The organism is Prevotella merdae (assembly GCF_900290275.1).
GTDB classification, from domain to species: domain Bacteria; phylum Bacteroidota; class Bacteroidia; order Bacteroidales; family Bacteroidaceae; genus Prevotella; species Prevotella merdae.
In genome coordinates, this window is sequence record NZ_LT985323.1 from 1,483,822 (window position 1) to 1,508,226 (window position 24,405).

A 24,405-nucleotide genomic window follows, 5' to 3' on the forward strand; every position below is an offset into this window, starting at 1 on the left:
AAAGATGCTGAAAGAGGTGTTACATTTAAAATATTTTATTTATCTTCGCATACCCAGTATGTATGGGGTTATGTCCTCGTGATTACATGTCAGGTTTCAGTCATTGCAAATATGAAGTTATGGACGAAAATTTTGAGGTTAGTTTATTAGACTATTTGCAACATCAACTCGGATAAAAAAATTATGAAAAAGGTTCTAGCAATAATTAGTCTCTTGTTTCTTGTTTTGAATGGTAATGCTCAAGAATCATTAGATACTATCAAATCTTTTAGACTAAGTGAAGTTGTGGTTAAAGCAGAAAGGATTATTCATAAGGGTGATCACGATGTACTATATTTATCAAACGACAATAAAAAGTTTGGTACAAATGCTTTAGATGCAGTTTCTTCCTTAGAATTGTTCCAAACAGCAATAAATGAAACAAAATTGGTTTCTTGGGACAGACAAAATGTATTTATCCTTATAAATGGCGTTCCATCAACGGCATATGACTTACGTGGATATAAGGGTGAGGACATAAAGAACGTAGAGTTTTATTCTATTGCTCCTCCTCAATACATGAGTCTGACTGCAGGGCCTGTAGTCAACATTGTTGTGAAGAAGAGGCACGATAGATCTTATGCCGGTTATTTCAACACTTCTAATGCTGTAAACACAGGATTTGGAACAAACCAGATTGACTTGACATATGCGGATTCTCTGAACCAAGTAAAACTGGGTTATCTAGTTGATTACAGAAACATAGGCAATATTGATAATCTTGCTGAATACACTTATAGTCCGCAACTACATTCTCAATATAGGGGTACAAGTCGCTATAAAGGTCAATATCATAACATCAGTGCATCGTACCAAAGATATCAGGGTAATCATCTGTTTAATGCTAAGGTATATACTATCATTGAACCCTTACAAGATGAAGAAAAAAGGGCGGGCCTTATTTCGACAGATGACACCAAATATAATGGTGAAGGTACAAGCCTTTTGAAGAGTCGTTCCAATACGGTGGCTGTAGATTTATACTATCGCTATTTATTAAAGAAAGGCCGTCTGTTTGCCATAAATGTGGTCAATACATTTGGAAATAGTTATTCGGATTCGAAGCAATCTATGCTCTCGGAGAATACAGGAAACAATGACTATGACTACAATTTACACTCAAGAGTGGATAATGATTCGTATTCATTTATTACAAACGCTGTCTATGCCTCTCCGCTTTGGGGTGGCTCATTGAGTGTTGGTTCAAGATATGAATATAAGCAACTTAATCAGACTTCATTCAATAACAAATACAAACCATATTCTCACAATGAGTTCCTTAATACGGGTGGTTCCTGGACATGGAATACAATATCGTTTGTTCCGGCTGTTGGATTGAATATATTTAAGCAGACATCCTCGGGTATATCGCAAACCTCTGTTCTTCCTTACATAAGACTTTATTCAGATTGGTGGGGAAAGGGTAAAATGAAAGGAACAACTGTGCAGTTGACGTTGACAATGCGTAATATATCTCCTTCGTTAAATGAAATCACTGAGAGTGAGACCTATTTAGACCCCTGGCTGATATCTGCTGGCAATCCAAAATTGAAAGATTATTGGATTACATCGGGGAAACTGTCGTTTGCATATTTCTCACCAAATAATAAAAATCAGATAGTCTTCATGGTACAGCCATCATATGCTAACAATAAGATAGCTACCACAATACTAAAAGAAGGCGATAATGTTTATTTCAGACCTCAAAATATAGGAGGTGATTTCGAATGGAGATTTGACCTTTATGGGAGTTGGTATCCATTTAAATGGTTAGAATTATCACCCTATGTTGAATACTATATCTCACGACTTGAAACTCCATCGCAAAATATCAACTTTGATTATTGGCGTATAGGTGGCAATATTACAGCATCATTTGAAAACTTGTCTTTGATCTTCAGTGTTAATTCACCAACAAAAGTATACGACGGCGACCTTTTGTCACGTGGCAGCCTTCAATATGCTGGAACGATACAATATAAAATAGGTAATTGGTCAGTAGGTGCAAAATACAATTATTCAGGACACAACAACTATACTGTTTCGAATTTACCTATTCTTAGGTATAAAGAGAACAAGGATTGGAAACCACTTCAGCATATGGCACGCTTGACTGCCACATATACATTCTCCGTAGGAAAATCAAGAAGGCACGATGGCAAGATTCTTACAGAATCAAGTAAAGACAATACCGGTTTAGGTAAGTTTAATACACCACAGATAAGTAAATAAAATGAAACGCTTCCCCTTTATAAAGCAAAAAGATTCAATGCAATGTGGAGTGGCTTGCCTTGCATCTATATGCGAATATTATGGAAAGAAGTATTCAACCCAATTCATTTCAAAACTTTGTTCGTGTACCCCTACAGGGATATCTCTTCAATCATTAAAGTTGGCTGCAGAACAATTCGACCATGTAATAATCTTTCCATCCTAGTCATATCAAAATTCACTAGTCGTTTTGGCCCAAAAGTCTTTGAATCATGGTCGTTATAGAATCCAAGCGCAGGAAGCGCGAAAACATATTGAAGAAATACCCTGATGCGGTGATTGCTGATGTAACAAGCCAAGCTACAGACGGGATTGGTGAGGCTAAGCCCGTTCTACCCATACGGCGGAATCCCCGTTCCATTCAGCGAGGGCTACACCGCAATGTGCGTTGAGGCGATATGGCAGGGACTGAAAGTGTTTGAATCGGCGGATGTGGACGTAGATATGTTCGCTAACGACACGATGAAGAACATAAAGCGTACCGTGAGGCAGAATTTTCGCACAGATTACAATATAAATTCACCCTCCCAAAAACGAGTAAATCAGTATTGATTCTAAACAAGATTTCACTATCTTTGCTGAGCCTTACCATGTAAAGTGGATAAGGATAAGCATAAGCATCATGGTTAACAAAAAGCAAAAGAATGTCGAGAGTACCATGATCGTCTTTATATTATTGCAGATCAACAGACTTAGATGATGGTGTAGTGGTCAACTATGCCAAATTTGGGGATGTCCTAAAAAAGATAAAATAGCAAAGCTATGGTTAATAGTATTGACAGAAAAGCGGTAACAGAACTTATGAAGGGGTATTATTTTTATATCCCTTCATATCAGCGCGGCTATAGATGGACCAGCATCCAGGTGGTTCAACTACTAAGTGACTTATTATGTTATGCAAGTAGCACTTTTAACAAGCGAATACAAGGTATCAACGAAGGTGAGTACTATTGTCTGCAGCCGGTAGTAGCAAGAAAAATCACAGAAAAAGAAGTACTGAGAAAATTCCTACCAAAAGATGCTAAGAAAGATGCAGAAGCATGGGAGATCATAGATGGTCAACAAAGACTTACAACTCTTTATATATTGTACAAGTATTTAATTACGAAGTGCAATATTTCTGCTGAAAGTTTAAAAGAGGATGAAATAGAACTCTATCATCTTACCTATGCCACAAGAAAAGGGTCTTCAGCTTTCTTGGCAAATATTGGAAACAACGATGATGAATGCAATGATAATATTGATTTTTTCCACATGAGTCAAGCCTATGAAACTATTGACAAATGGATAAGAAGCATTGATGAGTATGAACTTGCAGGTGCAAAAAGTTTGTGCCAAAGATACAACTTAAGCACAAAAGTGAGCGATATTCTGAACATATTCCGTTCATTATTAAATGCGGAAAAAGATAAATATTCAATGTATGGATCAGTCCAAGTATTATGGTATGAACTTGCAGATGACAAAGATGCCATTAAAGAGTTTAGAGAAATCAATACAGGTAAGATTTATCTAACAGATGCCGAATTAATAAAAGCTCTCTTTCTCAGAACACAGAACTTGGAATCGCAAGAGCATATTCAAATGCAGCGTGCCATAGAATGGGAAAATATTGAAAATACGCTCCAAAATGATGCTTTCTGGTGTTTTTTAAACGCCAAAGGAATTGATATGCCTAACCGCATTGACTTCATCTTTAATCTAAGATATAAGATGGAAACTCTTTCTGTCTTAAATCAAGACGATGATAATCTTGATGGAAAAGTTGATACACTGTTAAGAGACGGTGAAACAAAACTCGCAACGAATAACTTTGTGTTCAACTATTTCTACGACAAGTTTGATGGAAAATCTAATGTTGAATTGATTCAAGCATTAACCACAGAATGGGATGAAATACTTAATATCTTCCATACAATAGAAGATTGGTATGAGGATGTCATCACCTATAACCTTATAGGTATGCTCAGTCAGTACCAAGGCAACTTGCTTCCGAAGTGTTATTATCATTTCAATCACATGGATGAAAATGAGTCCAGGGATGAATTTAAAAATTGGCTTAAACAAAAAATTTGTGATCAGACACAAAATATCACTGTGGAACAGGGACATATTGACCTCAGCTTTGGTGATAGCCGAATATTTAATTTGCTCTTGCTCTTAAATGTCCACCATTTAAATAAGCAAGCAGAAGGACTTGAGAGCCAAAGCGAGTTAAGTTCTATCTATAAATTTCCATTTGATGTTCTTACTAAACAAGGTTGGGATATAGAACATATAGATTCATTCACAACTAATGGATTGAAAGAAATATCAAGCAAAAAGGAATGGATTAGTATAGCTCTTGAAGACTTAAGTATGAATGAAGAGGAAAGATCTTTCATAAATGAGCTTTACGAAGAAGGAGAACTTGACAAGGCCATCGAGAAAATACGAGAAATCGCAAAAGAGTGGACTGATGCACCAGAGGAGGTTAAGAATAATATTGGGAACCTCACTCTATTAGACTCAGGAACCAACCGTTCATATGGTAATAGCTTATTTGTGGTGAAACGTCGTAAAATCATTGAAAGAATGAAAGCAGGCATTTATGTTCCAGTTACAACTACTTATGTCTTCATGAAACTCTTCGACGAAAACGGAACAAACCGCTCTCGATGGGGAGAAGAGGACATGAATAAATATCAAGCCTACATTTGCGATGAACTCAAAGATTATCTAAACATTAAAAAGTAAAGACAATGAGTGAGACATATACATTCAGAAGTATTTTCAGCAAACCTATTTCATACGCAAAAGACGAGGATCCTATAGTAATTTCGAAAGTTATCATACCAAAAATACAGAGACCCTATGCGCAAGGAAGACTTGGTGAAGCAGAAACAAAGATAAGAAATTCCTTCTTGAAGGATATTTTTAAATACTTGACATCTAAAAATGATGCCATCATGGACTTTCATTTTATCTATGGTTCTATCAAGAATATTGAAGATATTACAAATCAAAAAGAGTATATCTTGGAGCTATTAGATGGTCAGCAGCGTTTTACAACTCTGTTCCTTCTTCATTGGTTTCTTCTTAACAAAGAGAAAAGACAAAATACGGAAGTAGCAGAAAGCATTGTCCATGCACTTAAAAGTTTCACCTATGAGACTAGAGCTACAGCTACTGCTTTTTGTCAATCTTTAGCTCAATATTCATGCAGCTTAGAAGATGAAAAGCCAAGCGTTTGCATACGTAGAGCAAGATGGTACTATCATAATTTTGACAAAGATTCTACCATTGCAGGTATGCTTGTCATGCTGGATGCTATGAACGAGGAATACAATAAGACTGAAAATAATAATCTCTTGGAAAAGACCGAGAGATTGCAATTCTATGTACTCCCCCTAATGCAGTACAATCTTTCAGAAGAACTATATATGAAGATGAATGCTCGTGGTCTGCCTCTATCTGTCTTTGATAATTTTAAAGCAGAATTTACAGGTGCTTTAAGAAAATGTAAAACATTGACAGAAGAAAAGGTTGACTTAGAGGGTGGCATTCAAAATGAATTAATCTCACATGAAGAAAGTATTTCTCTGAAACTGGATGCCAAATGGATAGACTTGTTTTGGAATAAAAACAAATCTAATTCTGATGAAAGCTATATGAGATTTTTCAGTAGATTCTTTGCCTATCGATATATGATTGATAGTGATGTTGCAGCTAAAGAAATGACAAGCAAAGAACTTCCCATTTATTCATTTTATACACTTTCAGAAAGCAAAAAAAATGAAAATGTATATTTAGGATTTGATGAATATGAGAAAGTCTTGACCAACCATCCAGAATATTTTACGGCTTTAGAAAAAGTCTTAGATACACTTTGTTCGCATAAAGAAGAAATTGCCAAATCACTCACCCCGGCCTGGGGAAAAGAGAAAGAGGAAAACTTCTTTCTGGATTCTACAGCAACGTTTTCACAAACGCTCTTGGTCGTATTTGGAGCCATTTGTGAATTTATACTATGCTATGAGGATTGGGAAGCAGATATTTACCAAAAATGGATGAGAATCGTATGGAACATCATAGAGAATACCAATATTGACAGTTTGATACCAGCAACCAACACGCTACGTAATTTGTCTAATTTTACAAAAGCTGTTGCTTCGAATCAGCACAAAGCAAGTACATTCTATGATCTCAAATCCAGGGCAAAATGTAATAACAGTTTCTTTGAGGCAGTAGCTGCTTCCATGGAGATTGGCTCTTGGCCACGTCCATTCCAGGAAGAAATTGAAAAGGCCAAGAGAATTGCAGAGAATCCAGATTGGCTAACTGTTTTTCAAAGTGTAGAAGTCAATCCATTCATAAAAGGCACTACCTGTTTCTTCTATGAAGAAGGAATGCCAATAGAAGTATTCTGCAAGAACAGTGAGTGTATTCAAGAAATGTTTGATAAGGAAGGCATCAGTCCATATTATCGAAAGAATCATGTACTACTTCGTGCTATCAACTCCAATTTGTACGAATGGGATGGTCAACTAGAGAACCGCTATGTAACAGAAGATAGTGAACCTAAAAAGTTCTTAAAGACATTCCTCATTAATGAGCCTATCATAAGAAAGATGCTTATAGCAGCATTTAAGAATGCCAACAACAAGGAGGAGATTACATTCTTTTTAGAAGAGTACATCAAGAGCAACATTGTGTCACTGAATGGTTTAGAGAACTGGGATCTTCAACTTGCCATTGCTCATAACATCTTATGCCAAGACATAAGACTATACGACTGGATGACTTCTCAAAAAGCACCCGTTTGCATAAGCTTGTTTAAAGGACACATTGCTGTAGCTATACCACGTGTATGGTATGATAGATATTTAATCGATTCTGAAAGAGATGCCATAGCCCAAAAACTAAAAGATGATTTTAGCATGGAATATTGGGAAGATGAAACTAAACATACCTATCTGTCTGATTTCGAAGAAACTGGACACTATAAAGGTGAAGATTTGTTTATGTTTGCATCACTATCAGACAAGGAAGATTATTCTATGAATTGCTGGTTCAAGAATTACCACGAAATTCGAATATTCATACAATGTCCAAGTCAAAAGAAATGTAAGGAACTTGAGAAATTATTACTTGAAGGTACCATATATGATGATGAGCGAAATTGCTTATACTTCGATACCGATATGGATGGTAACCTGATGGCTAGCTTTCATTACTTTTCAATAAGTGACTATAGTCCAATAAAGAAGCGTTTAGAGGAGATTTGGGATAAAGTAGAATCGGCGGTTAAAAAATTAACAAAAAATAAGTAGCAATGAATTCGCGAAATAGAAGAATACAAGAAAAAACATAAATAAGCATCAGCCAAGAAGTCAGGAGCTTCTTGGCTTTTTTCGTCTAAAATCCTCATTTTTTTCCCATTTTATAAGGAAATATTTTTCTGTGTATATAGCCTGCACAGGAAGATGATACCTTTGCATTGTGATTCAGAGAAACCAAGGAATAATCTAAAAAGTTATCAAAATATTTCTTCCCCAAAACGGGAACTTAATTCCTGTTTAAGATCGTTTGGGAAATTACAGCATGCAAAATGATTATCCTTGCTCCAACAAGTTCTTGTCTGTCAAGAAATCCAAGAGTCCGACAGTCAACACACCGAGTTCGTCCTCCTTGCGATGAATGTCATCACCAACAATGACAATCTTACGAAAGTGGTCATTGATTGACAATAATGGACGACGTTCTTGCTGTTCCTTCTCTGGCGTAGGCATGTGAAAAGCCGACTGGATATACACTCTGTATGGAGGGCGGTTCACCACAAAGTCTACCTCCAACTGTTTTCTGACAAACTTACCGTTCTCATCCTTGCCACCAAGTTCAACCAATCCTACGTCCACATTATATCCACGGCAACGAAGCTCATTATAGACAATGTTTTCCATAATGTGTGTTTCCTCCTGCTGACGATAGTTAAGAATGGCTGCACGTATGCCGATATCTGCGAAGTAGTATTTCGTCTCGGTACCAATATATTTTCTGCCTTTCACATCATAGCGCAAGGCTTCCTCTATCAAGAAAGAGTCTTTCAGATAGTCAATGTATTGTTTTATAGTGTCTCTTTTTATGGTTACCCCTTGTGCAGATTGAAAGGTATTGGCTATTCTCGTTGGATTGGTTGACGAACCAATGCCCGAGGCTATTACACGCACCAATTCCTTCATTCCTTCAGAATTACGCAGATGGTTGCGCTCAATTACGTCACGCAGATAGGTTGTTTCATACAGACCACGCAAATAGTCAGTTTTCTTTTCTTCCGTTTCAAGCAAAGCCACTTGTGGTAGTCCTCCAAAAGTATAGTAATCCAACCAAGCTTTGCGTATATCTCCACCAATACCACTAAAGTATTCGTCAAAGGTGAGAGGCCAGATGCGTATCTCGTCACCTCTGCCTCGGAACTCAGTCACAACATCACTTGACAGGAAACGAGAGTTTGAGCCTGACACATACACATCTACATTCCGCATGTGTGTCAAGCTAAGAATAACCTCCACAAATTCTTCTACCAACTGTACCTCGTCCAAGACTATATAATAAGGATTGCCATCATCCACAACCTTTGAATCTATATAGTCGAGCAAGGCATCAGGCTTTCTCAACCGTCTGTTTCGGAAATCATCAAGTTGAATTTCGATGATGTGATTATCAGTCACCCCATGTTCCAACAGCCAATTATGCCAAATATCAAACAGCAGGAAAGACTTTCCACATCGTCTGACACCAGTTATAATCTTCACAAGACCATTTCCACGTCCTGCAATAAGTTCATCCAAGTATTTCTTACGTTCAAATATCATATTAGAGTACTATTTTTGATATTGGTATCATATTTTACACCGCAAAAATAATGGTTTTATCCCAAAATCCAGCACAATCAATGAAAAAACTGCGTTTATCAAGCAAAAAACAGTAAAACGTAGCATCGTAAACTACACAAAAATGTTTTTTAGAACAAAAGGGTATGACATGTAATCACACCCTACGTTCAAGAGAGTCGTTTCAACCGTACCCATTTATGAATTTCGTCCTATAACTTCCATTCACCACATTATGTAGTCAGTTAAAAGCGCCCCTCCCAACCCTTATCTCGTGATTCAAATCGGTTCACCCGATAAACATTGGGGATTATCGGGTGAGTCCTTTTTTCTCTAAAAACTTTGGCATTATCAAGTAAAAAGTGTACTTTTAATTACAAAATATGTGTCTTGACACAAAAATTTTCAATGAATGATATATTTTGAACGCAAGGGATATCTAAGTAAGCTCATTTCTGCAGAAGGCAATGGGATGATAAAGATTATTACCCGTATCCGCCGATGTGGTAAATCCTTCCTTCTCTTCAACATCTTCCGCAAACTGATTATTGTAGGGGATAGATATCATTCGGGGTATAATGAAGAGGGAATTCTGATGATGAGCCTCTCCGATTTCCTCTTGGGTAAGGGAGGCTAAGAATAGATGGACTTGAAGAAAATATCAAGAGTTCTATATTAGTGCAAATTAAGCATGTTGAAACATGCTTCTTGTATGCCTTCACATTTATCTTTTTCGCCTTTGTATCAAAAAAGATTCTGAAAAAGGTGTTACATTTAAAATATTTTATTTACCTTCGCATACAGATATCCATTCTGCTCACGCCGAGTTGAAGCATCCTCTCTTTGTTGCTTATAAATCAATTGTTTCATATTTAAAAGTACCATTATGGTACGCCCCTTTGATGTAGAATAGGACAAAGTGATAAACAATAGCAGACGATGTCTGTACACATGTTTCAAAAGAATATACACAAAAAAAAGAAATATGAGAAATTTTACTTTTAAAGGACTGTTTTTAACTGCGGTATTTATGTTGCTTGGCTGTTTATCAATTCAAGCTGCAGATGACGACTTGATTACAAAACAAATCACCATCAAGTTGGACGAGGCTGGTACTTTACCTGATAGGATTGGTGCAAGCAAGAAGTATCTGATTACCAATTTGAAAATTATTGGCAAGATAAATGGCACGGATTGGAAAATGATTCGTGAGATGGTTGGACGTGGTTATGAAAATAATAAAACTGCAGGAAAGCTATCTATGTTAGATTTGTCAGAGGCGAAGATTGTAAAAGGTGGGGATAGATATTTTTCTGGTTATAATTGTTATACTTCTAATGATGAAATAGGCGAGTACGCATTCAAAGACTGTAGCAGATTAACGAGTTTAACCCTTCCTGCTGGTATTACCTCAATAGGCTATGCCGCATTCAATGGCTGTCGCGGATTAACGAGTTTAACCCTTCCAGCTGGTATTACCTCAATAGGCCGTAGCACATTCGAAGGCTGTCGCGGATTAACGAGTTTAACCCTTCCTGCTGGTATTACCTCAATAGGCGAATACGCATTCCGAGGCTGTAGCGGATTAACGAGTTTAACCCTTCCTGCTGGTATTACCTCAATAGGCGGTGGCGCATTCAAAGACTGTAGCGGATTAACGAGTTTAACCCTTCCTGCTGGTATTACCTCAATAAACTATGGCACATTCTATGGCTGTAGCGGATTAACGAGTTTAAACCTTCCTGCTGGTATTACCTCAATATACTATAACGCATTCTATGGCTGTAGCGGATTAACGAGTTTAACCCTTCCTGCTGGTATTACCTCAATAGGCGAATACGCATTCCGAGGCTGTAGCGGATTAACTTCTATTTATGTATATTCAGAGAAAGTACCAAAAATGGGTACTGACGTGTTTAAAGGTTGTGATGCTAATAAATGTACAGTTTATGTACCTAAGGGAACTTATGATGATTATAGGATCTCTGAATTTGGCTACTTTGAGAACATTGTCGAATTCGATCCAACAGGCATCGACAAGACTACAACCTCTACTGATGTCGAGGAAGTATCGCGCTATTCTGTAAATGGTCAGCGATTGGTAGGTCCAACCAAGGGATTGAATATCGTGAAGTATAGCGATGGTAGCGTGAAGAAAGTTGCTGTAGAATAATGGGTGGCAAGCATCCTTGTGAGACAATATTTTTATATAGGGGTACGAGCAATCGTACCCTTTTTTGTATTTAAGCATTAACATTTGCTCTCATTTTTCTCTTAAAACTTTGGCGTTATCAAGTAAAAAGTGTACTTTTACTGCAAAAATATGTGTCTTGACACAAAAATTTTCAACGAATGATATATTTTGAACGCAAGGGATATCTAAGTAAGCTCATCTCTGCAGAAGGCAATGGGATGATAAAGATTATTACCGGTATCCGAAATGCAGTTCTTGACTTCCGACAGATAGAATACACTCATATTATGGAGAATGTTATCTATAACGAGCTTCGCAAACGAGGCTATGGCGTGGATGTCGGCATTGTTGAGAGTTTCAAGCGAGATGAAAATGGTAAGCTGCAGCGCCGGAATCTTGAGATTGATTTCGTGGTGAACCGTCATGATGAACGTCTCTATATCCAGTCGGCTTTCGCCTTGCCTGATAAGGAGAAGGTAGATCAGGAGCAAGCTTCTTTATTGAATGTAAACGACGGCTTCCGCAAACTGATTATCGTAGGGGATAGATATCATTCGGGGTATAATGAAGAGGGCATTCTGATGATGAGCCTCTCAGATTTCCTCTTGGGTAAGGGTAGTAAGGAATAGATGGACTTTTTGGGGGTTGTCATACTCCGTTTATAGGCTTAATATCAAAAAAGTGCAAGTTTGCCACTTTTTGATATGAGAAAAAAGAATATAAACTAAAATAATAGAACTATGAGAAATTTTACATTTAAAGGACTGCTTTTAACTGCGGTATTTATGTTGCTTGGCTGTTTATCAATTCAAGCAGCTAATGACGACTTGATTACCAAGCAGATTACGATCAAGTTGGATAAGGCTGGTACTTTACCTGATAGAATTGCAAGTAGTAAGAAGTATAAGATTACTAATCTGAAGATTGTTGGTGAGATAAATGGCACGGATTGGAATATGATTCGTGAGATGGCAGGAAGAAATTATCAGGAAAGTAGTACAGAAGGAAATCTCTCTGTGTTAGATTTGTCTGAGGCGAAGATTGTAGCAGGTGGTGATTATTATTATTATGATAATCTTTTTAATAATAAAGTGTATACTTCTAATGATGTATTTATAACCATAGAACAACCAAAACTAATCAGAAATATCCGAGTGTAAATCTTTAATTACCAGCATATTCTAAAATTTAACACTTTTCGGTTGCCATTTGTCGCTTCCCAAATTTCCACATATTTTTGAGACGTATTTCTGACGTGGAGAATTTGCGGGGCTTGTTTTTTGTCACACCGTGCAGACAGTTGACAAGGGTTTACAACCGTTTACGACAAGCGACAATAACCGCCCCGATATGCGGAAACAGTCACACTGTGTAGAAAAGCGACAATGGTTGACTTCCGTTCACATCCGTTTACCATTTCAGAGATATAGGATTGAAGAAATGAACCATTAAACGATAAAACGGTATGAAAGCAACCAGAAAATGCAGTTTTTGCGGCAAGTCCTTTGTAACCCGAAGCGGTATGCAAAGATATTGCAGTGAGGCTTGTCAGGCAGAAGCCAAACGAGCCAGAGTGATGCAGAAGAACAACCTCTTCAAAGTCGCCCAACCCTTGATGGAGATACAGCATCAGGAGTATCTCACCTTTTCCAAAGCAGCCATCCTCATGGGCTGTTCCCGACAGTACATTTACAAACTTGTAGCCATCGGCAAGCTGAAAGCCTCACGCATCAGCAACCGCATGGCATTCATCCGCAGAGCCGACATCGAGCAGATGTTGGAGGGCAATCCCTATCACCGCATCCTGCCCGGCAACACCTCCACACCAAGGAAATCATCTTCATCTTCCTTACCTGCCAAAAGAGAAAAAAGGGAAAAGGAAAGCGAAGAAGTGTTGGACTTCTATTCGGGCGAGGAGGTGATGTCCCTTTTTAAGGTAAAGCAGTCATGGCTTTACACTTCCGCCAAGCGTAACCATATCCCCATCTGCCGTATCGCAGGAAAGAACTATTACAGCAAGAAGCATATTGACGAGTTTTTCGGTGTGGCAGTTGATATTAGCGAAATTACCGACTGGCTACTGACCGAGGAGGTGGAGGAACTGTTCGGCATGAAGCCGACCGCACTCCGTGCCTACACCTATCGCCATAAGATACCCACTAAAAGAGAGTACGGGCGTACCTATTACTCCAAATCACATTTGAACGAACTCCGCAGAACTGACCTTGTGAACGATGAACGCTACTATACCGTTGAGCAGGTGCAGCAAATCTATGGTCTTTCGTCAGCCAACATCTGCCATATCGTCAAGGTGAAGCACATCGAAAAGATAAAGGTGGGTGTGAAAAACCTGCTTTTGCGCTCAGATGTGGAGCGTGTCATGGCTGAAAGGAACAAATAACCGTGAAAAATCGGGATTATCGAAAATTATTTCAAAATGATGTATCGTGGAGGTATTCACGGATATTTCACGTTGTTCCTTTGCCATCGGAAACATGGATACAACTCCAAAATGTATACAACCAATTAAAACATAATTATTATGAGTAAATGCAAAACAGTTACCTTGCGTAAGCGCAAGATTAAGAACGGGACACAGTATTCACTATGCCTTGACTACTATCCCGGCTACCGTGACAATGTCACCATGAGAGTGATTACACGTGAAGCCTTAGGAATTTACATCTTCGCCAAACCTGCAAACCAGCAGGAACGGGACTTCAACGCACGCATGATGAAGAAAGCGGTCATCCTGCGCAACCAGCGCTACGAAGCCATTTTCAATGAAAACAACGGCTTTTTTGACAAGACCAAGATGAAGGGCGATTTCCTTGCCTATTTCAAAGGACTGGCTGACCGCAAGAATATCAAGTGGCAGCACGTATACAAGCATTTCCAGCGGTTCGTGAACGGCAAATGCACCTTTGAGGAGGTGGATGTGGATTTGTGCCGCAAGTTCATGGAATACCTGCTTGATGCACCCCAATCCATCCACACCAACCAAAAGCTGCACATCAACTCCGCAGCAGGCTATTGGTCAACTTTCCGTGCCGTGCTGCACACCGCTTACCGTGACAGGAAGATAAAGGAGAACCCAAACGGCTTCTTAGACCGCATCGAGTGCATTCCCACCATCAGGGAGCATTTGAGCCAAGAGGAACTGATACGGCTTGCCGAAACACCCTGTGAGGAGGAGGTCTTGAAAAAAGCTTTTCTTTTCGCCTGTCTTACGGGACTGAGAAAGAGCGACATCAGACAGCTCACGTGGCAGCAGATACAACCATACACCAACGGCAGGATGTTCGTTACCACCCGTATGCAGAAAACCAAAGAAATAGTGCATAACCCCATCAGTGATGAAGCCTATGGACTGCTGGGAGAACGGGGCGAGGGACTTATCTTTGAGGATTTCAAGGACAAGATGCTGCAAGGACCACTCCAACGGTGGCTCACGGCAGCAGGGATAACCAAGAAAATCACCTTTCACTGTACCCGCCACAGCTTCGGAAGCCTGCACGTGGAAATGGGAACGGACATGGCTGTCATCCAAGCCTATCTCGGACATAAGAACATTACCACCACACAAATCTATTCCAAGATAGCAGCGCAGCAGATGTGTCAGGTGGTGGACAAGATAACCTTGAAGCGCAAGGAGGCATAAATGTCTCACATTGACAGGTATTCAGAGGGGCGGTTATGGCTACAAGGCTATAATCGCCCCTCTATGTTTTTGGCTTGATGCCACCATTTATAAGCCCCTCAGAGTATGAAACAGAGTATGATATGATGACATTTCGTGAAATACATTGAAAAAGACCGTTCTAACCGCAAATAACGGGCAGTAATTGGGAAAAATAGCATTAACTTTGCACAAAATAATACAGGAACATTCAATCTCTCAACGAAATATGGAATCATCAATCAAGGACAAATACATCATCTTGGGCTTTGTCGGCTTCGCCATCGTCCTAATATCTTCCATTGCCACGCTGGTAATAGCGGACAGCTTCAACCAAGACAACTTTGTCAGGTGGATAGTATTCGTATGCTGTAACCTGTTGGGATGGTTGCTCTATCTCTCCTTTCAGACACTTATCTTTGATACATACGAAATCTACAAAATCAAGTTCGGCAAGAAAGAAACGATTGCCGAAGCCATAGAGGTGCAGGAAGAACTGTCACAAAATACACTTGAAGAAGCCACATCTGTGCCTGGACCTACATCAGTCCCTGAGCCTGTACCCGAATCATCCCCGACAAAAGAAGAGACACTTATCCAAACACAACCGATAGAGCTTACTATCGCCCCGGATCTTCACGAAAAGAACCGTGCCAATTACGCAAGCAGAGAGCAACGGGAAAAGGAAGAGCGCATCCGCATGGTCATGGAGTATTGCCATTATTACCTGCCTCGCATTGCCGACCAAGAAACCGTGAACCACATCTGTACTGAGGTGGACAAATGGATGAATCTTAACACTTATACCCCGAAGCCCATACAAAGACCGTTTACCAAAGACATCAACAACATTCCACTCCGTCACTTCGTATGGAATATCTCTGAGCGTTTCCTGTACAAGAGATACTACAATGGGGATAACCGTGCCAAGTTCATCAAAGCCCTTTTCCCGAAATCGTTTGCTGATACAGACTTATCAACCATCAAGAATTTCAAGGTAGAGCCGTTAAAGACGGAAATTCCCATTGATGAACCCGAAAACGGCAAACTTGATTTCCACTATCCCGAGGATTATGTGCGGAATTAGGATAATCACGACACCAACGACAACCATCCGGTAACTCATAACCGCCTGTTTTACATCGTTTCCCGAGTAATTTTACCCGTCATTTATGGCTGGGCTTAATTATTCGGGAATTATTTTGCAATGACGTGTCGTGGAGATATTCACGGATATATCATTTCAGTCCTTTGCGCCAAGTCTTACAAAAGAGACGAGTACGCGAATGGAAAAATCAATTCTTACCTTCAACGACCTCCCCGAGGTTGTCGCTCAGCTTCGAGACGAAGTGATGAGCCTGAAAAGCCTGCTCGCCGAGCAGCGCAGTGTGAACAATGCCAAAACGGTGGACACCCACGTGCCCATGTCTGTGGACGAGGCAGCAGAGTATTTAGGTATCCCTAAGGGTACGCTCTACATGAAACTGTCAGAAGGGACAATCCCTGCCACCAAGCCCGGCAAACGCTATTGCCTTTACCGTGACGAACTGGACAAGTGGCTGGAAACCGCCCGAAAGAATCCCATACCGTTGTCAGACGAGGAACTGAACAAGTCCTTATCCTCTTCCCACCGTCGCAAGCCCAACCCACGTAACTGGTGAATGATATGGAAGAGGATAAGAACTATATCAACCTGATACGTGGCGACCTCACAAAAGCATCCCAAGCGCATAACGGTATGCCCGACAGTGTAGGCATGATGAATATCAAGACGGCAAACCAAACCATTCTTGAAGCATCGTTATTGCCTACGCCCCGTGCGCTGTGGGACAGCTTTTGGTACGAGGGGGAACTCTCCTGCTTGTTTGCCGATTCCAACGTGGGCAAGTCCATCCTTGCCGTGCAGATAGCCGACCGCATCGCCCGAACCGACAATGTGCTGTATCTGGACTTTGAACTGTCCGAAAAGCAGTTCCAGCTCCGCTATACCAACGAGCATGGAGAGCTCTACACCTTTCCCGACAAACTCTATCGGGTGTCTATTGACTGCAACCAGCTTTTGGATGCCAACTTTGAGGAAGCTATCATAGGCGGCATTGAACAGATGGCTGTGCAGACCGACTGCAAGATTTTCATCATTGACAATCTTACCTACCTGTGTTGCGCCATGGAGAAAGGCGATGCCGCAGGACGGCTGATGATTCAGCTGAACAATCTCAAAAAGAGATATGCGCTCTCTATCCTTGTCCTAGCACATACGCCCAAACGCTCTTTGGATTGTCCCATCACATCCAACGACCTTGCCGGAAGCAAACGGCTCTACAATTTCTTTGACAGCGTGTTCACCATTGGAAAAAGTGCCCAAGACGGAGGGCTTCGCTATGTGAAGCAGCTTAAAGTGCGCTATGGCACGTTCTCTCATGATGCGGATAATGTAATCGTTTACGAGATTGACAAGGTGGATGCTTTCTTGCAGTTCGTGTTCAGGGGCTATTCCACGGAAAAGGAACACTTGAAAAAATTGGGCGACAATGAATCAAGCCAAAGGGATTGCCAAATTCTGCAACTCTCCCAATCGGGCAAGTCCGTCAGGGAGATAGCCTCACAGGTGAATTGTGGCAAGTCCACCGTAAACCGTATCATCCAGCGCAGCAAAGAGAGTAAAAACGCAGGTGTCCCAAGTGTCCCACTGTCCCAACCCTTAGAGTGTGGGACAATGGGACAGGATGGGACAGCCGACAATCAACCATCAAAAACGGACTAAGCTATGGGCAATTATTCATTACAGAAGTATAAAGGAACGGCAACACGGCATACCTGCCCCAAATGCGGAGACAGGCATTCTTTCGTCTATTACGTGGACGAAAATAATGTGCCGTTGCATCCATCGGTCGGCAGATGTAACCACGAAAGCGGTTGTGGGTATCACTACACTCCGAAAGAGTATTTTCAAGAGCATCCTGAACACAGAACTACCAATGATTTCTCTTTTGACAGGCAAAGAGCAGAGCAGAAGAAAGTGAAGCAGCAAAGTAAGCCGACAGCCATCGGCTATATTCCCCCTCACTATGTGGAGAAGTCGCAAAGCGAGCGTAGCAATTTCTTCCGTTTCCTCTTCACACTCCTTACTTCCTACTATGGCGACAAGGCGAAAGAGGTGTTGAAGCGGTTGTTGGAGGAATACCGTTTGGGGGCTACCCGTGACGGCTCTGTTATCTTTTGGCAGATAGACAGGACGGGCAAGGTACGCACGGGAAAGGTGATGCAGTACAATCCCGAAGACGGACACCGTATCAAGGGAGGACAGACATCGGCAGTGAACTGGATACACAGCATATTGAAAAAGCAGCGTGTGTTGGCAGAGGATTGGCAACTATCCCAATGCCTTTTCGGGGAACACTTGTTGAAAACGCATCCCGACAAGGTGGTGGTCTTGGTGGAATCCGAGAAGAGTGCCGTTATCGGTTCTGCTATCTTCCCCGATTATGTATGGCTGGCTACGGGTGGTAAGAGTCAGATGAGAGAAGAGAAACTCCGTGTACTGTCAGGGCGAACCGTGCTTCTCTTTCCCGATGCCGATGCTTATGCCGAGTGGAAACAGCGAGCCGAGAGCATGTACTTTTGTAAGGTGGTGGTTTCGGACATCATCGAAAGGAATGCCACCCCGAAACAAAAAGAAGCCCATATCGACATAGCCGATTGGATTATCTTTCAGATACGGGAGGGCAAGGTGATGAGTACAGCCAACCACTTGGTCGAGGCTGAGAGAATCCTCCAGCGGATGATAGAGAAGAATCCCGTCCTGCAAAAACTGATAGACGATTTAGACCTTGTGCTGGTCGGTGCATCTCCAATCGGCAACGATGATGAAAAACCTCCCTGACGGAGGAGAGCGGAAGCCGTAGGCTGGAGTTTGCAGACAATGGCTTGCCATTGATATAGCCCACTATAACTACACGCTCCGCTTACGTAGTTGTGGGCTCTCCCGAGGGGATTAGGGTTTTACCCTAATGACCCACTCAGGGCGTTTCTCCCCTGAGAACCCAGAGCAAAGAGTGACCCTCTCTTTGCAATCTCCGCTTATGGGTTGCACCCCTAAGAACCCCATGCGTTTACGGACAGCGGAAAAGCAAACAATAAAGTACAAACCAAAAAACAAGTATCTATGGCAACAAAATCAAGCATACATATCAAGCCCTGCAACATCGCATCGAGCGAGGCTCACAACAGGAGGACTGCCGAATACATGCGCCACATCGGAGAGTCCAGAATCTATGTCGTTCCTGAACTATCCACCGATAACGAACAGTGGATAAATCCCGACTTCGGCAGTCCGGATTTGCGGATGCATTATGACAATATCAGACAGATGGTAAAGGAAAAGACCGGACGTGCCATGCAGGAAAAGGAGCGTGAACGCAAAGGCAAGAACGGTAAAATAGTCAAGATTGCGGGATGCTCCCCCATACGTGAAGGAGTGCTGCTTGTCAGGTCGGACACCACACTGGCAGACGTGCGTAAATTCGGTGAGGAGTGTCAAAGACGCTGGGGAATCACACCGCTGCAAATCTTCCTGCACAAGGATGAAGGGCATTGGCTGAACGGTCAGCCGGAAGCGGAAGACAGGGAAAGCTTCAAAGTCGGGGACAGATGGTTCAAGCCGAACTATCATGCCCATATCGTTTTCGACTGGATGAACCACGAAACAGGAAAGAGCCGAAAGCTCAATGACGATGACATGATGCAGATGCAGACCCTTGCATCCGACATCCTGCTGATGGAACGCGGGCAGTCAAAGGCTGTCACTGGTAAGGAGCATCTGGAACGGAACGACTTTATCATTGAGAAGCAGAAAGCTGAACTGCAACGCATGGATGCAGCCAAACGGCACAAAGAAGAACAGATAAATCTTGCCGAGCAGGAACTGAAACAGGTGAAATCAGAAATACGCACTGACAAGTTAAAGAAGACAGCCACCACGGCAGCGACAGCCATAACTAGTGGAGTTGCTTCTCTTTTCGGGAGTGGAAAACTAAAAGAACTGGAACGTGCCAACGAAAAACTGCAAGACGAGGTTTCAAAACGGAACACCTATATTGAAAAATTGCAGAGCCAAGTACAGCAGATGCAGAAACAGCATGATACGCAAATCCACAATCTCAGAGAAATGCACAGGCAGGAACTTGACATGAAAGAAAAAGAACTGTCACGGCTCGCCAGAATCATAGACAAGGCTTTCAGGTGGTTTCCGATGTTCAGGGAAATGCTGCGCATGGAAAAGTTTTGTGCCATGCTGGGATTCTCTAAAGAAATGACTGAAAGTCTTATAGTCAAAAAAGAAGCCCTGAAATGTAGCGGTAAAATCTATTCCGAGCAACACAGGCGGAACTTTGATATAAAGGATGATATTTTAAGGGTGGAAAATGACCCTGACGATGAAAGCAGGCTGAACCTGACAATAAACAGGAAGCCGATTGCCGACTGGTTCAGGGAGCAATGGCACAGGCTTAGATATGGAGCAAGAGTGCCGCAACAGGAAGAAAGAAAAAGTAGAGGATTCAAATTATAATAGAAGCAATTTGATTAGTAATCTAAAAGCACTCCGATAACGATTAGAGTGCTTTTAGATTGTTTATCATTAATTATCAAAGCAAGTGCAGTTTAAGATTTTACTGAAGTTTGCATTAATAAAGAATATACTACAGCTGATATATGCGCAACATATTGTGACGCTTGTGATTCATTTCCCTTGAAATCCTTAACAAATACCGCTAAGGTATAACTGATATTATTAGGCAGACATATATAGGCAACATCATTGTGAGCTGCAAGAACACCATTTTCATTAACATCACCTGAACCTGTCTTATGCGCTATAACAACCCCTTCTTTATCAAGAAGTGGAGCTGCTATCCTATCTACACCTGTTTTGCATTCTTTTAACGTATTCTTAATGAAACTTTGTTTCTCATCATCGATAAGACCTTCAGTAAACAAACGATTCATCAACATTGCAGCACCAAGAGGAGATGTATAGTTAGAGTAAGCCTTGTTATGGTCAGCCGACATTTCCTCTTCCGTATAAGCTATCTGAAAACTTGAACGAGGAATGAGTGTGGCTATAAAACTATCTGTTTGAGCGACATTAACCATATCCTTAAACATAAGGTTGCTTGCATTGTTGTCACTCTGAGTAAGAGTATAACGCAGCAAATCTCTCACTGTCAATGATATGACTGGCCCTGAATAATCTTTCAGCATAGGACTCCAAGTCTTTGGGTCAAGTTTATCCCTATTTATATTTACTAAGGTATCAAGTGAAATTCCTTTATTGTCAAAGTCATTACAAAGAGCTAATGCCTGATGAACCTTAAACACACTCATCATAGGATAAACACTCTTATTATTGACCTTAACCGTATCTCTGTTATTAACAATAACCGCCACACCAATTTCGCCAGGACAAGCTGAGACAATTTGAGAAATGCTATCAGTCAAAACATTTGTTAAAGGAGGATTTGCGCTATCTTTTGTCGCTGATTTATGGAACAATGAAAATACCAAGATGAAAATGCAAACTAAAGCTATACTCAAAACTACGATTTGTTTTTTTCTGTTTTTTTCCATGTTTATATTNTTCCTGCTGGTATTACCTCAATAGGCGAATACGCATTCCGAGGCTGTAGCGGATTAACGAGTTTAACCCTTCCTGCTGGTATTACCTCAATAAGCGATGACACATTCTATGGCTGTAGCGGATTAACGAGTTTAACCCTTCCTGCTGGTATTACTTCAATAGGCGAGTACGCATTCTCTGGCTGTAGCGGATTAACGAGTTTAAACCTTCCTGCTGGTATAACCTCAATAGACAAGTACGCATTCTATGGCTGTAGCGGATTAACGAGTTTAACCCTTCCTGCTGGTATTACCTGGATAGGCGAAAGCGCATTCTCTTACTGTAGCGGATTAACGAGTATATATGTATATGCAGAGAAAGTACCAAGAATAGGTCGTTATGCATTCGAAGGTTGTGCTTCCAGGAAATGTACACTTTATGTACCTAAGGGAACTTATGATAATTACAGGCTCTCTGAATTTGGCTACTTTGAGAATATAGTAGAATTCAATGCAACAGGTATCGACAAGACTACAACCTCTACTGATGTTGAGGAGGTATCTCGCTATTCTCTAAATGGTCAGCGATTGGTAGGTCCAACCAAGGGATTGAATATCGTGAAGTATAGCGATGGTAGCGTGAAGAAAGTTGCTGTAGAATAATGGGTGGCAAGCATCATTGTGAGACAATATTTTTATATAGGGGTACGAGCAATCGTACCCTTTTTTGTTGTAAATACAAAAAAGGGTATGACATGTAATCACACCCTTCAAGTGAGTCGTTTCAACCGTACCCCTTTATGGATTTCGTCCTATAACTTCCATTCACCACATTATGGGGTAGGTTAATAGATACGCTATATGTTTTGGTATATTTAGAACTCAACCCTCAATCCCACTTGCAGGTTGAATGCCCAAGGTTTGTCTTTGAATATAGTCACCACCTGGCTGTTGTTGTCTATATAATATTTCACACCAGGTTCGGCATACAGTCCCACATGCGGCACCACATCCAGCTGTATACCAGCTGCTGCATTAACCGAGAATTGTACATTGTCGCGGTCTACATCAGTCTTTACATCAGCGGCAGTCATTGTGGCCTTTACATTAAAGTCGGCCTGTCCTCCAGCTGTAGCGTATGTCTGTATATGCTTGTTGTTCCAAATACGATACTTTATGCCAAGAGGCACACCAATATAGTGAAGGCGCTGAGTCTCTGTAATGTCGTCCTTACCCGAAGAGCGTATAAAGTCGGTTACGGCACGTGTATACACCACACCCGTAATAAGCGACATACGGTTGTTGATGGCATAACCCACCGAAACGCCATATGATACAGGCTGTGCATGATGCTTGGTCTCACTATATCGCGACATAAGGGCGGCATTGCCCACAGGTCTGTGTATGTTAGGATGCGAAGTTTCGTCGTCGTTAGTAAGATCTCCCATCATCGAGGCGTTGATAGAGCGTGCCACAGGCATATTGGCATATTGGCTGTCCATCATGCTGCCAGCCGTGTGAGCGCCAATGCTCCAATGAGCCAACTGTTTGTCTTGCTCGTCGTTCTCAACATACATCATTCGTGGAGCCGTGTTGTGTGGCGCATATCTCTTGTTGTCGGCCACAACCACCTTCCTTTCCATCTCTGCAGAATGCTGTGCAACCGATGCTTCATTTTCCTTATAAGCCACATTAGCCTCGGTATTGGCTTCGGTTATGTCTTCTGCATTTGCGTTGTCTATAGCCATAGCCTCGTTAGCAGCAGCCGTAGCCTTGCCTGTATGGTTGTTGCTTGTAGCTCCGTTGTAATTATATTTTGCAGCAACAAGTTGGGTTGTAGCATTGGTGCTGCTGCCATATGTTAGCTCTATGTTTGGGTTGGCTGTGCTTGCAGTATTGGGTGTAGCGTTGTTGATGGCATTGTCAGCATGTGTTTTAGGGCTATTTGCGGCAAGTCTCTCGATAGTGTCTTCGTTTGCCTTGTAGTCTATAGTCACCAGCAAGGCAGCCACAGCAGCAGCCGATACACTCCATGTGGCAATGCGTCGTACGGTATATCGCGGCTTCACTACAGGCTTGTTGTCCTTGGCATCGAGCCGCATCTCTATCTTCTCCCACAAGTCATCGGGCGCAGGAGTTTCCCTATTGGCAAGTCGCCTGTTTAACTGTCTGGTCCAATCGTCGTGTTTCATATTATATTCTTTTTTCTATGTTCGTTAATCATACGTGCCAACATCTTCTTGGCATGAAAAAATTGTGATGCCGATGTACTTGGCGTTATGCCTAACTTGGCAGCAATCTCCTTATGGCTCAAGTTGCCGAATACATAAAGGTTTAGTACTACTCTGTAGCCCTCGGGCAGCTGGGCAATCATCTTGGCCAATGTGTCGTCGTCTATCATGCTGATGTCGGGATCTTCGTCGGGGGTGTTGTCTGGAATGTTGTCGGTAAATGTTATGCCGTTGCGTCGCCGCAGAAATCCCAAAGCCTCGTTGCTCACAATTCGTGCTATCCATGCCCTAAGCATACCCTCGCCGCGATACTCGTACGAGCCTATCGACTGGAATATCTTTACAAACGAGTCTTGCAGGATATCCGACACGTCGTCCCTGTCCGGAACGTACCTTAGCGCTATGGCCATGGCAAATCCCGAATATTGGTCGTAAAGGCGGCGCATTGCCAACCTCTCTCCCCGTTGTATATCGCTAACGAGTTGTTCCTCTTGTTTCATTTGT

Annotated in this window: 21 protein-coding genes; 17 read left to right on the forward strand and 4 right to left on the reverse strand. The window is 41.5% G+C overall.

What is annotated here, in order from left to right; genetic code table 11:
* Positions 1 to 183: 183 nt before the first annotated feature.
* The 5 genes from C9991_RS05920 (at position 184) to C9991_RS05940 (ending at position 7,622) form a co-directional block, all read left to right on the forward strand.
* Positions 184 to 2,271, forward strand: a complete 2,088-nt coding sequence (locus C9991_RS05920; protein WP_106811629.1) for an outer membrane beta-barrel protein — start codon at positions 184 to 186, stop codon at positions 2,269 to 2,271.
* A gap of 1 nt (position 2,272) precedes the next feature.
* A complete protein-coding gene (locus tag C9991_RS05925) occupies positions 2,273 to 2,476 on the forward strand; it encodes a cysteine peptidase family C39 domain-containing protein (protein ID WP_106811630.1) in 204 nt (67 codons plus the stop codon).
* 149 nt (positions 2,477 to 2,625) lie between these two features.
* The gene (locus tag C9991_RS16645; protein WP_157949374.1) at positions 2,626 to 2,862 is read left to right on the forward strand and encodes a DUF6939 family protein; all 237 of its coding nucleotides are present in this window, start codon (positions 2,626 to 2,628) and stop codon (positions 2,860 to 2,862) included.
* 210 nt (positions 2,863 to 3,072) lie between these two features.
* Positions 3,073 to 5,046, forward strand: coding sequence for a DUF262 domain-containing protein (locus C9991_RS05935; RefSeq protein ID WP_106811632.1), 1,974 nt, complete (start codon positions 3,073 to 3,075; stop codon positions 5,044 to 5,046).
* A gap of 5 nt (positions 5,047 to 5,051) precedes the next feature.
* A complete protein-coding gene (locus tag C9991_RS05940) occupies positions 5,052 to 7,622 on the forward strand; it encodes a GmrSD restriction endonuclease domain-containing protein (RefSeq protein WP_106811633.1) in 2,571 nt (856 codons plus the stop codon).
* Positions 7,623 to 7,904: 282 nt separating this feature from the next.
* Here the strand turns inward: C9991_RS05940 and C9991_RS05945 are convergent, their stop codons facing one another.
* Entirely contained in the window at positions 7,905 to 9,164 is a 1,260-nt protein-coding gene (locus tag C9991_RS05945) for an ATP-binding protein (RefSeq protein ID WP_106811634.1), read from the reverse strand.
* Positions 9,165 to 9,594: 430 nt separating this feature from the next.
* Between C9991_RS05945 and C9991_RS05955 the strand changes: the two genes are divergently transcribed.
* The 11 genes from C9991_RS05955 to C9991_RS06005 all read left to right on the forward strand — a co-directional run bounded on the left by C9991_RS05955 (position 9,595) and on the right by C9991_RS06005 (position 20,624).
* On the forward strand, positions 9,595 to 9,819 hold the full coding sequence (locus C9991_RS05955) for a hypothetical protein (protein WP_106811635.1): 225 nt from the start codon (positions 9,595 to 9,597) through the stop codon (positions 9,817 to 9,819).
* A gap of 348 nt (positions 9,820 to 10,167) precedes the next feature.
* Entirely contained in the window at positions 10,168 to 11,355 is a 1,188-nt protein-coding gene (locus C9991_RS05960) for a leucine-rich repeat domain-containing protein (protein WP_106811636.1), read from the forward strand.
* A 179-nt stretch (positions 11,356 to 11,534) separates the two neighbouring features.
* Positions 11,535 to 12,005, forward strand: a complete 471-nt coding sequence (locus C9991_RS05965; RefSeq protein ID WP_232823249.1) for an ATP-binding protein — start codon at positions 11,535 to 11,537, stop codon at positions 12,003 to 12,005.
* A 111-nt stretch (positions 12,006 to 12,116) separates the two neighbouring features.
* Entirely contained in the window at positions 12,117 to 12,536 is a 420-nt protein-coding gene (locus C9991_RS05970; protein WP_157949375.1) for a hypothetical protein, read from the forward strand.
* A gap of 305 nt (positions 12,537 to 12,841) precedes the next feature.
* On the forward strand, positions 12,842 to 13,777 hold the full coding sequence (gene tnpA / locus C9991_RS05975) for a transposon Tn4555 protein TnpA (protein WP_004292844.1): 936 nt from the start codon (positions 12,842 to 12,844) through the stop codon (positions 13,775 to 13,777).
* 141 nt (positions 13,778 to 13,918) lie between these two features.
* On the forward strand, positions 13,919 to 15,037 hold the full coding sequence (locus C9991_RS05980; protein WP_004338318.1) for a tyrosine-type recombinase/integrase: 1,119 nt from the start codon (positions 13,919 to 13,921) through the stop codon (positions 15,035 to 15,037).
* 247 nt (positions 15,038 to 15,284) lie between these two features.
* Positions 15,285 to 16,142 (forward strand): transposon Tn4555 protein TnpC, encoded by an 858-nt coding sequence (tnpC, locus tag C9991_RS05985; RefSeq protein WP_004339687.1) that lies wholly within the window; start codon positions 15,285 to 15,287, stop codon positions 16,140 to 16,142.
* 199 nt (positions 16,143 to 16,341) lie between these two features.
* Entirely contained in the window at positions 16,342 to 16,716 is a 375-nt protein-coding gene (locus tag C9991_RS05990; protein ID WP_004338328.1) for an excisionase family DNA-binding protein, read from the forward strand.
* 5 nt (positions 16,717 to 16,721) lie between these two features.
* On the forward strand, positions 16,722 to 17,819 hold the full coding sequence (locus C9991_RS05995; protein ID WP_004348225.1) for an AAA family ATPase: 1,098 nt from the start codon (positions 16,722 to 16,724) through the stop codon (positions 17,817 to 17,819).
* 3 nt (positions 17,820 to 17,822) lie between these two features.
* Positions 17,823 to 18,938 (forward strand): DUF6371 domain-containing protein, encoded by a 1,116-nt coding sequence (locus C9991_RS06000; protein ID WP_004292742.1) that lies wholly within the window; start codon positions 17,823 to 17,825, stop codon positions 18,936 to 18,938.
* A 282-nt stretch (positions 18,939 to 19,220) separates the two neighbouring features.
* The gene (locus C9991_RS06005; RefSeq protein WP_106811638.1) at positions 19,221 to 20,624 is read left to right on the forward strand and encodes a mobilization protein; all 1,404 of its coding nucleotides are present in this window, start codon (positions 19,221 to 19,223) and stop codon (positions 20,622 to 20,624) included.
* Between the two features lie 92 nt (positions 20,625 to 20,716).
* On the opposite strand, the gene C9991_RS06010 is transcribed toward C9991_RS06005, so the two are convergent.
* Positions 20,717 to 21,682 (reverse strand): extended-spectrum class A beta-lactamase CfxA3, encoded by a 966-nt coding sequence (locus C9991_RS06010; protein WP_004348227.1) that lies wholly within the window; start codon positions 21,680 to 21,682, stop codon positions 20,717 to 20,719.
* On the opposite strand from C9991_RS06010, the gene C9991_RS06015 reads away from it, so the two are divergent.
* On the forward strand, positions 21,659 to 22,333 hold the full coding sequence (locus tag C9991_RS06015; protein WP_106811639.1) for a leucine-rich repeat domain-containing protein: 675 nt from the start codon (positions 21,659 to 21,661) through the stop codon (positions 22,331 to 22,333). The genes C9991_RS06010 and C9991_RS06015 overlap by 24 nt on opposite strands.
* Positions 22,334 to 22,545: 212 nt before the next feature.
* Here C9991_RS06015 and C9991_RS06020 read toward each other — a convergent pair whose 3' ends face one another.
* The gene (locus C9991_RS06020; protein WP_106811640.1) at positions 22,546 to 23,862 is read right to left on the reverse strand and encodes a porin family protein; all 1,317 of its coding nucleotides are present in this window, start codon (positions 23,860 to 23,862) and stop codon (positions 22,546 to 22,548) included.
* Positions 23,859 to 24,401 (reverse strand): RNA polymerase sigma factor, encoded by a 543-nt coding sequence (locus C9991_RS06025; protein WP_106811641.1) that lies wholly within the window; start codon positions 24,399 to 24,401, stop codon positions 23,859 to 23,861. Before C9991_RS06025 ends, C9991_RS06020 begins: the two co-directional genes overlap by 4 nt.
* Positions 24,402 to 24,405: the final 4 nt, after the last annotated feature.

Bases quoted from the DNA above. Each gene is read 5' to 3' on its own strand.
- tnpA (WP_004292844.1), top strand. From the start codon at position 12,842: ATGAAAGCAACCAGAAAATGCAGTTTTTGCGGCAAGTCCTTTGTAACC.
- C9991_RS05990 (WP_004338328.1), top strand. From the start codon at position 16,342: ATGGAAAAATCAATTCTTACCTTCAACGACCTCCCCGAGGTTGTCGCT.
- C9991_RS06025 (WP_106811641.1), bottom strand. From the start codon at position 24,401: ATGAAACAAGAGGAACAACTCGTTAGCGATATACAACGGGGAGAGAGG.
- C9991_RS06020 (WP_106811640.1), bottom strand. From the start codon at position 23,862: ATGAAACACGACGATTGGACCAGACAGTTAAACAGGCGACTTGCCAAT.
- C9991_RS05925 (WP_106811630.1), top strand. From the start codon at position 2,273: ATGAAACGCTTCCCCTTTATAAAGCAAAAAGATTCAATGCAATGTGGA.
- C9991_RS05955 (WP_106811635.1), top strand. From the start codon at position 9,595: ATGATATATTTTGAACGCAAGGGATATCTAAGTAAGCTCATTTCTGCA.
- C9991_RS05970 (WP_157949375.1), top strand. From the start codon at position 12,117: ATGAGAAATTTTACATTTAAAGGACTGCTTTTAACTGCGGTATTTATG.
- C9991_RS05935 (WP_106811632.1), top strand. From the start codon at position 3,073: ATGGTTAATAGTATTGACAGAAAAGCGGTAACAGAACTTATGAAGGGG.
- C9991_RS05945 (WP_106811634.1), bottom strand. From the start codon at position 9,164: ATGATATTTGAACGTAAGAAATACTTGGATGAACTTATTGCAGGACGT.
- C9991_RS06010 (WP_004348227.1), bottom strand. From the start codon at position 21,682: ATGGAAAAAAACAGAAAAAAACAAATCGTAGTTTTGAGTATAGCTTTA.
- C9991_RS06005 (WP_106811638.1), top strand. From the start codon at position 19,221: ATGGCAACAAAATCAAGCATACATATCAAGCCCTGCAACATCGCATCG.
- C9991_RS05920 (WP_106811629.1), top strand. From the start codon at position 184: ATGAAAAAGGTTCTAGCAATAATTAGTCTCTTGTTTCTTGTTTTGAAT.
- C9991_RS05965 (WP_232823249.1), top strand. From the start codon at position 11,535: ATGATATATTTTGAACGCAAGGGATATCTAAGTAAGCTCATCTCTGCA.
- C9991_RS05995 (WP_004348225.1), top strand. From the start codon at position 16,722: ATGGAAGAGGATAAGAACTATATCAACCTGATACGTGGCGACCTCACA.
- C9991_RS06000 (WP_004292742.1), top strand. From the start codon at position 17,823: ATGGGCAATTATTCATTACAGAAGTATAAAGGAACGGCAACACGGCAT.
- C9991_RS05960 (WP_106811636.1), top strand. From the start codon at position 10,168: ATGAGAAATTTTACTTTTAAAGGACTGTTTTTAACTGCGGTATTTATG.
- C9991_RS05940 (WP_106811633.1), top strand. From the start codon at position 5,052: ATGAGTGAGACATATACATTCAGAAGTATTTTCAGCAAACCTATTTCA.
- C9991_RS05980 (WP_004338318.1), top strand. From the start codon at position 13,919: ATGAGTAAATGCAAAACAGTTACCTTGCGTAAGCGCAAGATTAAGAAC.
- tnpC (WP_004339687.1), top strand. From the start codon at position 15,285: ATGGAATCATCAATCAAGGACAAATACATCATCTTGGGCTTTGTCGGC.